Below are 13,299 nucleotides of genomic sequence, written 5' to 3'. Positions count from 1 at the left end.
AACATTATTAATTATTAGTGATATTTTATCATAAAGCACTTAATTGCACTATCTTGCCCCGATTGTCCAATAAGGACTTCATAAACAATCATTAATCCTTTTTGGAATCATTTATTACAGGAATGCTGCCCCATTTGTTTAAGTGTATTTATTCACAATCATAGATAAGTAAGCATACCCATTCATGACAAAATGTTCCTAGGTGCTTTTTAAAATCGACAATTCCTTATTTTGCTTCGATTCTTTTAATCATTCGCTTTAAATCTTCTATGTTCATATCAAACTTAGACTTTTCAATCAAAACGTTCTTACCAGTTAAAATATAAGCAGGAAAAATCTTGATATCACCAATAAAAATATCAGATTTTCTTAATTTATATGTTGAACCAGCAGGCACTGCATTTTTACCATATTTCTTCTTACTAATATAATTAAATGCTTTTTTGGCAATATCACCATTCAACATAATAGCCTTAACATTTGGAAAGAGATCGAGCTCCTTCTCTAAGATTGGTAAGAACTTCTTTATCTTATCTGTTTTGATTAACTCATTACCTTTTGGCATTTTAATTGCACTAGTAATATAGATTCCTTGTTCAAGAATATCTTGTATCGTTTCAACTTCAATTCCAGCATTTTTAAATAAAGGAATGACTGTTGACATATAATAGGAGTTTAAATTGCTACTATAAAAATCATCTTCTGGTATCGAAGCTACAACCTCATTAATCATTATTGCTTTAATTGTTGTTGGATCAATTTCACTATTTGGAAAGTAATCTAGCAAAAGTAATTCATATTCGTTGTTTTCAATAAAACTATGTAGTTTTTCTTTAACATTCATACCTACACCTCTTTTCAAAAATTGCGTATATTTTGACTGTTTTATTTGTTTAAGCCTATATGAACAATTTGTAATAAGTATATCAAACAGTTCAATTAGATAAAAACAAGGCGGAGCTAATGCTTTTTAATTGTTTTAATTAGTAGAACTTTTCTTATAGAGCTATCCTGCCCCGTTTGTAGACTAACAAAAAGAGCTGATCTCAGCTCCCATTACTAAAACATTAATTTTGAATATGCCCTTTTAAGATGGTTACACAGTCTGCAATCAATTCTATTTGATCCCTTTTCATTCTAAGCTTTATTTCACCACCCCGTACAGAATCTTGATATGCTGTAAATTCAGTTTTATTTAGGAGATTGCCCCAATAGGATGCTAACGCACAGTGCGCAGAACCTGTTACATAGTCTTCACTAATACCAATTTTCGGTGCGAAATATCTTGATACAAAATCATATTCATCCGATCCCTGACTAGTAATAATTATACCTGGACCCTCAATTTCTTTTATTACTTCTAAGTTAGGTATAACATCATGAATCATATGTTGATTATCTAACTCTAAAATATATCTATCTTCTGCCCAAGCAACAGCCTTTATTGGAAAATTAATAGCACGTTTTAAGTGATCAGTTACATCGGTTTCAATTGAATGTTTTACATTGAGTCTCAACATTATGTGCCGTTCTGATTGTTCTGCTTGCAAAAGTCCTGACTTAGTATCAAAATCAATTGTTGATTCTGATGTATACCCCTCACTCCATAGAATATGTGCTGCACCTAAAGTACCGTGTCCGCATAAATCAATTTCTTGATTAGGTGTAAACCACCTTAGCTGAAAAAAATTTTCTTCTTTTTTAAAAATAAAAGTGGTGATAGGTTGGCTGACTTCTTTAGCGAAAGATTTCATCCATTCTTCCGATCTATCTTCATTCAAAAAAACAATGACTGCGGGGTTCCCCTTAAAATCCTTATTAGTGAAAGCATTGATAAAGTAAAATTGATCATTTTGATTTTTACTAGTTGTCATTATTTATTTCATCTCCTTTTAAATCACTAAATGAATAATTCAATTCAAACTATTCATATTCCTTTTATAACTATCCTACACCGTTTGTTCAATAAGAACTTCAACAAAAAATGTTGATCCTTTTTGAATCAACACCCTTGTAACATAAGAAAAAGAAGCAGAAATGTCGCTTCTTATTTTTTTCATATCCATATTTAATCTAGAATAAGAATTATGGATTACTCCACAAAACTGCCATTAAAACATAAAATAAAAGAAACAATACAAATACAACTAAAATAGAGCTAAAAGCAATTTTTTAAAATAATCCCTTTGGGGATCACTCTACACATAAGTGAAGAATAAGGTAGCTATCACACCTTCTTATCGTGACATTTCTGCTTTTACATTTTGTCCCCATTCCATTCTGGCAAATACGTGTCTTAGAACCTTCGTTTTTTCTTCTTTGGCGATCGTTTCAACAACACTCTTGTTCTCAATTATTTGATATTATACATCCACTCTAGTCAGTTGTTTAAAGTCATACTTGTGAGATATTTCTTTGGAACACCCTATTATCGTCGCAACGATGGCAGTAGCTACGGATAAGTTGATTATTCATTTTATCAATCAAGCTTCCCCCTCGAACTTTCTATTACGTTCGAAAACTACCTATTATTTCATTTAATCGCAAATTACGTATATCATTTAAGGATATTCTTTTAGCAAGTCCCCAGAAATAAATAGGTGCACCTCTTCATTTTTGTATAGATTAGCAGAGTGCATTTAAAACCAGATGCAACAGAGAAAGGATTCAAACGGCGTTAGAGTGAATATAAGGAGAGGACAGTATGCGTGAGAAAAAAGTTCGAGGGATTAAACGGAAGTATAATAATGTCATTACACGGATAGAAGAAAACACAGCGGAGTTCCCAACAAAGTTTTACAATGGTTATTGGCATCTACACCTGCCAGTTGTTTAAGACTTTATACGTTCCAGTAAAACTCCCAAGAAAATCAAACAACTCTGCATTCAATCATTAGTAGAGAGAACAGAATATCTAATTGGATTAAAGCCAAATCAAGAGGAAATATATCGTGTAGTTGCTGCAATAAGTTTACCTAATTTATGGGATTCACAACTAATTGTTTTTAAAGGAAACGCCCATTTTGAACATTTTTTCAACAGGAATGACGACTACCAAAAATGGCTCCGACTACCTAAAAACGCAAATATTCAACCCGTATTAGGATTATCCATTCCCGATGATTTGCAGATATCAGGTTATAAAGAAATCATTAATGATGAGGATGGATACCATTATGAAGGAGAAATATGGTTTCTAGGTGAATTAAACTAAAATGTAAGGGACATCGAAATTCATATGTCCCTTATTCTTAACCAAAAGCTACTCCATTGTTTAACACAGGGCCTATTACATAATAAAATCAAACAATAACGCCAGGCCGAAAGCAATTAAAGAGAGCAGTGTCTCCATGACTGTCCAAGATTTAAACGTTTCTTTGACTGTCAATCCAAAATATTCCTTGACCATCCAAAAACCCGAATCATTCACATGTGAGAAGATCAAAGAGCCGGCTCCAGTTGCAATAACGAGCAATTCTTTATTCACGCCTGTCATTTGCTCCACAATAGGGGAAACGATCCCTGCTGCAGTTGTCAAAGCTACTGTAGCAGATCCAGTAGCCACCCGAATGAAAGCGGCTACAAAAAAGGCTAAAACGATTGGAGATAAGTGGAGATTCCCTGAAAGGTCGGCAATTGCCCTCCCTACTCCGCTATCGATCAATATTTGTTTGTATCCGCCGCCCGCTCCCATAATTAAAAGAATGGTCGCTAAAGGCATGAGGCATTCTTCGGACAATCGGTTGATCTTTTCCTTTGTCATCCCCTGATGGTATCCCAATGTAAAAAAAGCAACAAAAACGGATATCAGCAATGCAATAAGGGGATTGCCCAAAAAGGATAATAGACTCTCCATTTTATCCCCAATTGGAAGGGCAGTGCTGGCCACTGACAAGATCATAATCAAGACAGGAAGAATGACTGTGAATAAGGAAATACCAAAGGTAGGCACCTTTTCATAAGCGGTTTCTCCCACGAATATAGTCGGCTTCCCTTTAGGCTTCAAGCGCTTATCAATCCATTTTCCGTAAATGGGGCCAGCGATCATGGCTGTTGGCAATGCAATGACCAATGAATACAAAAGTAATTTTCCTGTGTCAGCATGGTACGCTGTCACGGCAATCATTGCACCAGGATGGGGAGGAACAAGCCCGTGGACAATTGATAAACCTGCCAGCACCGGTAATCCTATAAATAATATAGAACGCCCGGAACCCTTTGAAATAGCGATAACTAGAGGCAGTAAAATAACTAAACCGACTTCAAAGAAAACAGGGATGCCAATGATAAAACCTGAAAAAAGCATAGCCCAATGGATATTCTTAACGCCGAATTTATTTGTCAATGAATTAGCAATCTGGTAACCGCCACCAGAATCAGAAAGCATTTTTCCAAGGATGGTGCCCAGGCCAATAATACCAGCTAAGTTGCCTAGCACATCACCAACGCCAGCTTCATAGGAAGCTATTAATTTATTGACATCCAAGCCCGTGCAAATTCCCAAAAATAGACTGGCAACCAGCAAACTAATAAACGGGTGCCATTTAAACACCGAGACCCCTACAATAATGACTCCAATTGAAAGCAGAGTCAGAATAAGCAAATAACTAACTGACATTCCCATCACCCTTTTTCTAAATATTCAGAAAATATTTCTCTTACTATGATGTAATCATACTCAGGTGCATAGATTAATAGAGGAAAGGGCAGCAAAGGCCATCCTTTCCCCTAATATACCGCAACGATGTCCAACTATGTTTTTCTAAAACTAGGTCGTGTTTCTGCTTCAATTTTTAGTCAAGCTGAAGGCTATAATGATCCTTTCATTCAACAACTGCTATTCTACTTCTACGATCAGTTCGATTTCAACAGGTGTATGGAAAGGCAAGTCACTTGTACCAATAGCAGAACGGGCGTGTTTCCCCTTTTCTCCCAACACTTCCTCCAACAATTCAGATGCGCCGTTTATGACAAATGGCTGATCTGCGAAGCCAGGTGCGGAATTGACAAAAGCGAGCATTTTGACAACTTGTTTAATCCGATCCAAATCGCCGATTTCCGCCTTAATGACACCCAAACAATTAATAATGCATTGCTTGGCGGCTTCTTTTCCTTGCTCGATCGTCAAATCGCTGCCGAGCTTGCCCTCTAAAATTAATTCGCCATTGACACGGCAATCCTGACCAGATGTGTAGACTAGATTTCCTGTTCTTTTTGCTGATACATAAACAAACTTCGGTTTTCCCGGTACAGGCAAATGGATGCCCATTTGCTCTAATTTACTCTCTATTACTGCCATTGTTTCATCTCTCCCGTTCATTAATATAGTTGGCCCCGTGCTGCTACATCCATTTTGTCGTATTTTCCATTTTCTTTTTTAATATATACATGGTTATGGAGATTAATTGTGCTGCATATGTGATTAGGTATGATATGCAGCTCATCGCCCACTCCCAAATTTGTTTCTCCTGTAAATTCAATAACTCCGTGTTCTTCATTCATACGTGAGAAAATACATTCAGGATGTCCGATCACGATTCCGAATCCTTCTAAATCCAATGGGTGTTGTTGAGGCTGGACATCGGTGGCGAATGTTTTACTGCCTCCATCGATAACCAAATGTCCGTCATATTTCCCGACCACAGTAGCCACTACAACAGCTGCACATTGCTCTAACCTGCATACCCCGAGTTTGGCTTGCATGGCATCATAGAAAATATATGTTCCCGGCCGTATTTCTGAATGATCCCCTTCTGTTAGGACCGTTTTGGCTGTCGGGGTCGAACCGATGCTTATAGTTTGAAGATCGATCCCTTTCCCCTTCAACACTTTGCCCAATTCCAGCATCACGGTACCTTCCTCAATACCTGCCTGTTTAATATCTAATGTAGATATGCCACCGAGTACAGCTCCTTTAAAGGTATAAATCCCTTCTAATTCTAAATGCTTTGTGTGGGCAAGAATAAAGTCAGCAATATCCGCCACATCAGAAATAGAAGCGCCCGTTCTGTTTAAGCCTGTCTCTACTTCTATACGGACTTGCAATCTTTTTTCTTCTCCTTCGCAAAAGCCATCCAATAGAGCGGCAGACTGGATACTGTCTATAGAGACGATCAGATGCTTTATCGACCGATTCAGTTTCTTTACCATTTCAGCCTTATCCCTCGTTACGATTGGGTAAGCGATAAAAATATCCTGGATTCCCTGCTCTGCCATCACGGCCGCTTCGGATGGCTTTGCTACCGTAATGCCGCTTGCTCCCGACTCCATTTGCATGCGGGCGAAATGTGGCATTTTATGTGTCTTGCAATGTGGACGGAGCCTAATTTTATTCTCTTTTGCATATTGAGCCATATCAAGAATATTGTTTTTTACTTGTTGCTCATCAATGACTATGTATGGAGTCTGCATCATTATTCACTCCTTTCATTTTCTGGCCAAATGCGGCAATCCGCTTGCGATAGTCCCCCATATTCTCATTCGGCTGCAACATGATCCATGAACCAATCCCAACTGCCCGGATGCCGGATTTCAGATAATCAGATGCATTTTGATGGGTGATTCCTCCTGTTGCAATCAACGGAAGTTCCTTGTATGGACCGACAAGATTGTTGAAAAACGGCAATCCAAGCGTCGTTGCCGGGAATACCTTCACAAAATCGGCCTTTGCCCGAAGTGCGCGCATTATTTCTGTCGGCGTAAAGGCGCCTGGTATACTGACTAATCCTTCTTGTTTTGTTCTCTCTACTATTCCTTCATCAAAATGCGGGGAAACTATGAATTCTGCTCCTGCTTTTTTGCATTGATCCACCTGCTCCACTTGCAAAACCGTTCCAGCCCCCACGCAAACAGCATCTCCGAAATGCTCTTTTGTTGCAGTAATCCAATGAAGGCCGTCAATGTTATCCATTGTAATTTCAAGAACATGTATCCCTGATTCAACCATGACTTCCACACATTCCAAAAAATGCTGGTCAATATTCCGCAGTACCGCAACCACATTAGCTTTTTCCAAAAGTGACATCTAGCTTCCTCCTTCATAGAGTGTTTTACTATCTTTCGATCCTTTTTATTTGATCCATCTCAGCCATCACTTCTTCTATTAATGGCAGGCCTTCATTATCGCCTGACACACTAACGGCCATGGATCCAATCCGATTGGCCAGTTCCATCGTTCTTTCCTGTGTCCATCCCTGCAATATTCCATAAATATAACCACAATTGAAACCATCGCCGGCCCCAACTGTATCAACTACCGCAGATGGAATGACCGGTTCAATCCGGATCCATTCGCCGTCCTTAAAGCCGATCGCTCCTTTATCTCCTTGTTTGATGGCTATATTGGAAATCCCGAATGATTCGCAGTAAGAGATGATTTCTTCAGGAACAGAGGTTCCAAACAGGATCTCAGCTTCCTCCTCACCGGTCAATAAAATATCCACATCGCTCAATATTTCTTTAATAGCCTTAGAAGCCTCTTCCGCAGTCCATAATTTCAACCGGATATTCGGGTCGAAGGATATGATTAATCCATTCTTTTTGGCCAGCGCAATCGCTCTTCGGACTATTTTTCTGCTATTCTCATCTATCCCCATGAAAACACCTGAAAGATGAAGCAACTTTGCTTCTTTAAAATAGGACTCTTCCAGGATTTCTTCAGACATCGCCTTAATTGGAGACTGATGCCTGTAATAAAATGTACGACAGGCGCCTCCTTCTCTTATTTCCTTAAAATTCAAGGAGGTCGGATATTCATCTATCAGCTTGACATACTGGGTATCAATATTTTCTCCCCTAGCAAAGTGAAGAATATGGCGGCCGAACTCATCATTTCCAAGACAGCTGATCCAGCCTGCTTTTAGGCCCAGCCTCGAACAACCGACTGCGACGTTGATTTCTGCACCTCCCACTTTCCTTTCAAAAGCCGGCACAAACCTAAGCGGCCCCTTTGAGACCGGATTAAACGTAATCATTGCATCCCCGATCGTTATTACATCTAGCATTCCACCATCATCCCTTTTAATTGTTTCTCATCAGCACGACTCTCTGATGACTATCTGTGGTTCAAAGCGATTCAGGAGCTGGCTGTCTTCAAGCCCCTCTTTTCTGATTTGCTTCAATAGTTCCTCAGCTGCAAATCTCCCCATTTCTTTGGCAGGCTGTGCGACAGTTGTTATGGAAGGAGACCATATTTCAGCATATTCAACATCGTCTATTCCAATTAGCGCTACTTCATCCGGAACAGAAATGGAATATTTTTTCAAAAATCGAAGTATTTCCATTAAGACTAAATCATTTCCAGCAATGAGGGCATCCGGTGGTTCATTAGAGCCAAAAAGTTCCTGGAGGCCTTCTTGGATATCAATGAGCTCCATTGACTTTATGTACTTCTCGTTTACCGGCAGACCCAACTCATCGAGGCTGTCTCTGAACCCTTCGATCCGCTCCACACGTGGAGTAATGTTTTGCAGGATTGGTGTAGTGACCATGGCAATCCGGTCGTAACCTTTTTGGTGCAAGGCCTGAACTGCCAGCTTAATGGCCTTTTCGTTGTCCAACAGCACTGTGCAGATGTCAAGATCCTCCACTTTTCTATCCATGAATACAATCGGAAAGCTGGCCTCCACCAATGACTTGTATTGATCCTGATTGCTTCCTGTAGGAAAAACAATCAGGCCATCCACTTGCTTTGCCATCAACATCTCTATATATCGTTTTTCTTTTTCTGGCTGGTCATCGGCGTTACATACAATCACATGGATATTATTCTTATTGCAGACATCTTCTATTGCTCTGATGACTTTCGTTGAAAATGAATGAAGAATATTGGCTACTATGACTCCAATAGTCGAAGTTGATTTCTGTTTCAAGCTTTTAGCGATATAATTCGGCACATAGCCTAATTCAGCTATCGCTTCTTCCACCTTTTTTTTCGTATCTTTGCTCATATACTCGAAACGTTTATTTAAATATTGTGATACAGTACTTTTTGAAACGCCTGCCCGGGCGGCAACGTCCATCATGGTGATTTTTTTCATATAAGTTCTCCTTTTACTAAACCGGTTTAGTAAACTTGATAAAAAATAAATCGCTTTCATAAATCGATTTAGTAATTATAGTATCTGAAAATTTTATACATTTCAATAGTTATTTTCAAAAACAGGAAAAAAGAAGGGGTTTCGATCATCAAACAATGCCTTTTTCACTAGCTAACCGGTTTTCTATGCACACGATCAATTGGGATCACGTTGCCTTAAACAGATAAAGAACCTCCCGCAATCGTTCAGGAGGTCCTTCGCAATTATTCGATGGCTGGTGTTACAGTTACATCATCAAAATGGACAGTCGCTAATTTTTTCTCTCCCGCAGCCAAGATGATCGCCATATAATGAGCCTGTGCCGGCGAAGTGCTGTCCATGTCAATCGGATACCAGCTGTGCTGAGGATCCCGGATTGTTTTTTCTGCCTTTTTCCCATCCATCAATTCTTTACCGTTCCGATCATAATACTGAATCATTACTTTTGCATCACTGATTGTATATGGCTTTCCAGGATGGTTATTTTCCGGTGGATTGTCGAGATATATGTGCACTTTTGTGTTATATAGCGTATTGGGGCTTATATCAATCAAATCCGATTTTACGGCTGTGAAGTCTTTGGCATGATCGCTGCTGTCTGTTATTTCTAGAGAGTTAAGCCCTGAATGCACTTGGTTTCCAGTAATGCTGACCAACGATTTTTCATCCTGAAAACGATAGCTTGACCATCCAGGAATGGCCCCGTCAATCATTGGTTGTTCAAAATCCCCATTCTTCACCTGTATCCCAGCTTCCTTTTCAGCAACCGTTATTAGGGCTGAAGCAGTTACTCCTCTATAAGTAGCAGTTACTTCCGCTATGCCCTCTTTAAGGCCGTGAAGCATACCGTTTTCCCATTTTGCCACGCTTGTGTCGGAAACTTCAATAGTAGCTGAACTGCCTACATCCACTTGCCAGTCAAATATAGTGCCTTTAACGGCCAAAGGCACAGCATGACCGATCTCCAAAGTATCAGGCAAATCGATTGACAGTCCGTCAGGTTTCACTGCTTCATAACGTGAAATAGTCGGTCCAAGGGCTGTATAAATCCTTTCTTTATCGCCAATTGTAAAGAGTGCAATATTGTCGAGCAGTTTTTTGCTTTGCATGCTTTCGGTATTGATGACTGTCAGTTTTCCTGCTACATCCGAATATAGGAGTCCGTCATCGCTCCAGCGCTGATGAACCGGCCGCCACATCCCATAGCTTTTCACATCTGGATAGGCATTTACGCTTTTCACCAATTCCCTGGTCTCAGGATTAAAGGCAAATACGTATCCATCCATTGCTGCATACATGAGCCCATCCTTCCCCAAAGTCAATCCACTGATCATCTCTCCTTTTGTCCCAGGCAGATCCGGTTCCCACTCGTACAATACTTGCTTTGTTTCCATATCCCATACAAATAGCTTTGCTCTTTGTGCAGAAGGTGCTCCGCCCAAACCGCCATGAATGGACGTGGACCCGTAAATTAGCCCATTATGATAGATGAGCCCGGTAATGCTCTGATCTTGTACAACATTTCTTGTGACATCCACTTCACCAGGGAGTTTAGGGTCATAAACCGCTATGGCTCCGCCTAGCTGGGAATATTCCGGAATGGTCCCGACCAAAAGCTTGCCCTCTGCCCCAGTTAAAACGAAAGGGCGGTCCTGTGATTCACCCATATTAAAAAGCGAACTGGTAGTTGAGTTTTCCGTTATCGGCGCTTCTAAATTCAATGCTCTTATATTAGCTTTCGGATATACTCCAAAATAGGCCTTTTGATCAAGAAAGCCGATTCCCTCAGCTTGCCCCAGGCTGAATGTCGTGAATTTTTCAGCAGACGGATCATAATGGGCTCCAAGGCTGCCCATATAAGAACTCATAAACAATTCATTATTCGGAGCCGCTTCAAGAGCCTGTATATTATTTGCCTGCTTTTCAACCAATGGTTCCATCGCTTCCCTTTTGCCTGTTACTGGATTATAAAGCACTGCTTTGCCATCGAATGAGACAGTCACCATCGAAGTACCTGGAAATTCCGGCTGATTTTGGATATTCATCCAAGCGGAGCTTCTCGCACTTCCATCGAATGCATAGGCTTTTTCTTCTTCAAGGGTTTCAACGTCAATCCTCCACATGTATCCATCTTTTTTACTCGTATACACTTTACCGTCGTATGAAGGTGTGACCGCCAGCAAGCCCCTCACATTGGTAATGCCGCCCTCCCTCCATTCCTTTTTATCCAAGTCATACACCAGCATCGCAAAAGGGCCATTAAAGAAGGCAAATAAATAGTGGTCGACCACCGTCATTCCATATACAAAGCCCATGCTATTGTATTTCCCTGCATAAATAGGGTCAGCGGCATCCCCTGGCAAATCCAAAGCAGTATGTTCTTTCGTTTCCAGATTTATGTCCCATACTCTTCCGTTGCTGGAGCCTGTCCCTGCATATAGGTGTCCCTTGTAATAAGCCAATGAGCGGATATAATCTTCTTTCTTGCCATCATCTCCAGTGGCTGTTCCATCATCGACTGGTTTTCCAAGAACATCCGTGATTTCATTTGTTACTGCATCAATCTTAAAGACTCTGCCTCCACTAGATGCAGAATATATTCCCCCGTACACATTCCCGCTTTCATCACTAACCATCGAGTAGATGGCCCCCGTCCCTCCTATAGGCATACCAAGGTCTTCTACGGACTTTGTCACTGGATCATAAACAAAAACCTTTGTAGACGCTCCAATATAGACCTTCCCTTTTTCGGATACCACATGTGTCCATGCATTTGCTGTACCCGTAAGCGGATATACACCGAGCAAACGTTGATTGTCAAGATCCACTACATTGAATGCAGCTGATTGCCCCGCTGACGGGCTTCCAGTCACCGTAGTGTACATCACATTCATTCCATCCTCGACACCATATGCAGCATCTATGGTTTGCCTTGTTCCGATTGGCATGCCCATATCGTCATTAGGATGGTTTGCAGGTACGTCTTCAATGGCAAAAGGCTTTCCTAACTCCACCGGCAACCCCAAGCGATTTTCGGAATTCCCTGCCGCTTTTACATTAAGCCCATTCCCAAGCGTCGGCCAAACAACCATTAACATACACACAAGCATACCCTTTAAGAATTTTGCCAACTTCTTCGCCCCTTTCATCATTAACATGAATGTAATCACTATTCCAAAAGATGGAAAATATTCTTATAGTTGTTTCATTATTCTAACAATTAATCTATTATAGCTACTATAAATAGAAAGAACTATCTTTATTGTTGCCGGTTCCATCGTTCCATATAGGATGTACATACATGCAACCAACTATGAATGGGTCAAAACTCCTGCACAAATCGCAAAAAAAACTGTACCTCAAATGTCCGATATGCCTATCCTATGAGGATCAGTTCAATTTTCCAGCCTTTTCTTTTTTGGATAGTGGAGTTCTATCTATAATCTAGCTGCGGATTATATATAAGTATTTTACCTCCTTTTTTAGATAGCTCTGTTCAACATAATCACAGTTACTATATCATTAAAAACAAAACGATCTCTTCAACGATTCATTTATACCTGCCTATTGGAGTGCAGATGATTTGGTTGTCATCAAAAATGTTGAGCTAACTATTGGTGGAATTAATCGCCATAGTAATCTCCACCAACAATCATTTATAAGATTGTAACTATTTGTAAACCCAACACATCTAAATGGCAATGAATATATCTTTTGAGGTGTATAAATGAAAAAATCAATTGTTTTCCTATCGTTGTTCCTAAGTCTATTTTTTGTTTCCGCTTGCACAAATGAAAAAACAAGATCATTAGAAGAAATCTATAAGAAGGCTACTATTAGTACAATTGATAAAATAATCATTCAGAAAGGTTCGACTGGTGCTTCAAAAACAATCACTGCGCAAGAACAAATTGATGATTTTCTATCTCTGATCAATACATAGAGTTTACTCCTCAAAAAAATCAAGAAAACCGTGTTGGATGGCGGTATGGTATTACCCTTTTTGATGGTAAAAAGGATTTTAAGTTTACTCTAAATGAAATTGGTAATACCTATTATGATTCAAACCCAGATAATCTTCCGATTGTAGAGAATTACTATAAGAAATTAGAGAGTACAGAGAAATAAGAACTTCACATTATGGAGGGCTTTTCTTACGCATTTCTCAACATTTCACATTATTGAATACCTCTTAACAGCATTAACTGCATGAATTAAATTA

At 39.7% G+C, this 13,299-nt stretch carries 10 protein-coding genes and 1 pseudogene; 2 read left to right on the top strand and 9 right to left on the bottom strand.

Annotated elements, in window-relative coordinates; translation table 11 throughout:
- Positions 1-226: 226 nt before the first annotated feature.
- Entirely contained in the window at positions 227-844 is a 618-nt protein-coding gene (locus ABC357_RS07635; protein ID WP_412886927.1) for a uracil-DNA glycosylase family protein, read from the bottom strand.
- Between the two features lie 223 nt (positions 845-1,067).
- Complete coding sequence (locus ABC357_RS07630) at positions 1,068-1,874, bottom strand: PhzF family phenazine biosynthesis protein (RefSeq protein WP_412886926.1); 807 nt, start codon at positions 1,872-1,874, stop codon at positions 1,068-1,070.
- An 830-nt stretch (positions 1,875-2,704) separates the two neighbouring features.
- On the opposite strand from ABC357_RS07630, the pseudogene ABC357_RS07625 reads away from it, so the two are divergent.
- Positions 2,705-3,214 (top strand): annotated as a pseudogene (locus tag ABC357_RS07625) (DUF3916 domain-containing protein).
- Between the two features lie 75 nt (positions 3,215-3,289).
- On the opposite strand, the gene ABC357_RS07620 reads toward ABC357_RS07625, so the two are convergent.
- From ABC357_RS07620 to ABC357_RS07590, 7 genes are all read right to left on the bottom strand, one after another.
- Positions 3,290-4,618 carry a GntT/GntP/DsdX family permease gene (locus ABC357_RS07620; protein WP_412886925.1) on the bottom strand — a complete coding sequence of 443 codons (1,329 nt, stop codon included), beginning with the start codon at positions 4,616-4,618 and terminating at the stop codon, positions 3,290-3,292.
- Between the two features lie 219 nt (positions 4,619-4,837).
- Entirely contained in the window at positions 4,838-5,299 is a 462-nt protein-coding gene (locus tag ABC357_RS07615) for a RidA family protein (RefSeq protein ID WP_412886924.1), read from the bottom strand.
- Positions 5,300-5,319: 20 nt separating this feature from the next.
- Positions 5,320-6,414, bottom strand: coding sequence for an alanine racemase (locus ABC357_RS07610; protein ID WP_412886923.1), 1,095 nt, complete (start codon positions 6,412-6,414; stop codon positions 5,320-5,322).
- Positions 6,386-7,024, bottom strand: coding sequence for a bifunctional 4-hydroxy-2-oxoglutarate aldolase/2-dehydro-3-deoxy-phosphogluconate aldolase (locus tag ABC357_RS07605; protein WP_412886922.1), 639 nt, complete (start codon positions 7,022-7,024; stop codon positions 6,386-6,388). The genes ABC357_RS07610 and ABC357_RS07605 overlap by 29 nt, the downstream gene beginning before the upstream one ends.
- A 28-nt stretch (positions 7,025-7,052) precedes the next feature.
- Positions 7,053-8,003 carry a sugar kinase gene (locus tag ABC357_RS07600; RefSeq protein WP_412886921.1) on the bottom strand — a complete coding sequence of 317 codons (951 nt, stop codon included), beginning with the start codon at positions 8,001-8,003 and terminating at the stop codon, positions 7,053-7,055.
- Positions 8,004-8,033: 30 nt separating this feature from the next.
- A complete protein-coding gene (locus tag ABC357_RS07595) occupies positions 8,034-9,038 on the bottom strand; it encodes a LacI family DNA-binding transcriptional regulator (RefSeq protein ID WP_412886920.1) in 1,005 nt (334 codons plus the stop codon).
- A gap of 263 nt (positions 9,039-9,301) precedes the next feature.
- Positions 9,302-12,208 (bottom strand): ligand-binding sensor domain-containing protein, encoded by a 2,907-nt coding sequence (locus tag ABC357_RS07590; RefSeq protein ID WP_412886919.1) that lies wholly within the window; start codon positions 12,206-12,208, stop codon positions 9,302-9,304.
- Between the two features lie 596 nt (positions 12,209-12,804).
- On the opposite strand from ABC357_RS07590, the gene ABC357_RS07585 reads away from it, so the two are divergent.
- Positions 12,805-13,020 carry a hypothetical protein gene (locus ABC357_RS07585; protein WP_412886918.1) on the top strand — a complete coding sequence of 72 codons (216 nt, stop codon included), beginning with the start codon at positions 12,805-12,807 and terminating at the stop codon, positions 13,018-13,020.
- The last annotated feature ends 279 nt before the right edge of the window (positions 13,021-13,299 follow it).

The sequence above is a fragment of the Bacillus kalamii genome (assembly GCF_047238185.1).
Lineage (GTDB): Bacteria > Bacillota > Bacilli > Bacillales > DSM-1321 > Bacillus_AD.
Note: the sequence above shows the minus strand (reverse complement) of the source record. Positions and strands in the feature narration are given on the sequence as shown.

What these genes read in the sequence shown, in the direction of transcription:
- ABC357_RS07585 (WP_412886918.1), top strand. Translation starts at nt 12,805, where the DNA reads ATGAAAAAATCAATTGTTTTCCTATCGTTGTTCCTAAGTCTATTTTTT.
- ABC357_RS07595 (WP_412886920.1), bottom strand. Translation starts at nt 9,038, where the DNA reads ATGAAAAAAATCACCATGATGGACGTTGCCGCCCGGGCAGGCGTTTCA.
- ABC357_RS07600 (WP_412886921.1), bottom strand. Translation starts at nt 8,003, where the DNA reads ATGCTAGATGTAATAACGATCGGGGATGCAATGATTACGTTTAATCCG.
- ABC357_RS07635 (WP_412886927.1), bottom strand. Translation starts at nt 844, where the DNA reads ATGAATGTTAAAGAAAAACTACATAGTTTTATTGAAAACAACGAATAT.
- ABC357_RS07610 (WP_412886923.1), bottom strand. Translation starts at nt 6,414, where the DNA reads ATGATGCAGACTCCATACATAGTCATTGATGAGCAACAAGTAAAAAAC.
- ABC357_RS07605 (WP_412886922.1), bottom strand. Translation starts at nt 7,024, where the DNA reads ATGTCACTTTTGGAAAAAGCTAATGTGGTTGCGGTACTGCGGAATATT.
- ABC357_RS07630 (WP_412886926.1), bottom strand. Translation starts at nt 1,874, where the DNA reads ATGACAACTAGTAAAAATCAAAATGATCAATTTTACTTTATCAATGCT.
- ABC357_RS07615 (WP_412886924.1), bottom strand. Translation starts at nt 5,299, where the DNA reads ATGGCAGTAATAGAGAGTAAATTAGAGCAAATGGGCATCCATTTGCCT.
- ABC357_RS07620 (WP_412886925.1), bottom strand. Translation starts at nt 4,618, where the DNA reads ATGTCAGTTAGTTATTTGCTTATTCTGACTCTGCTTTCAATTGGAGTC.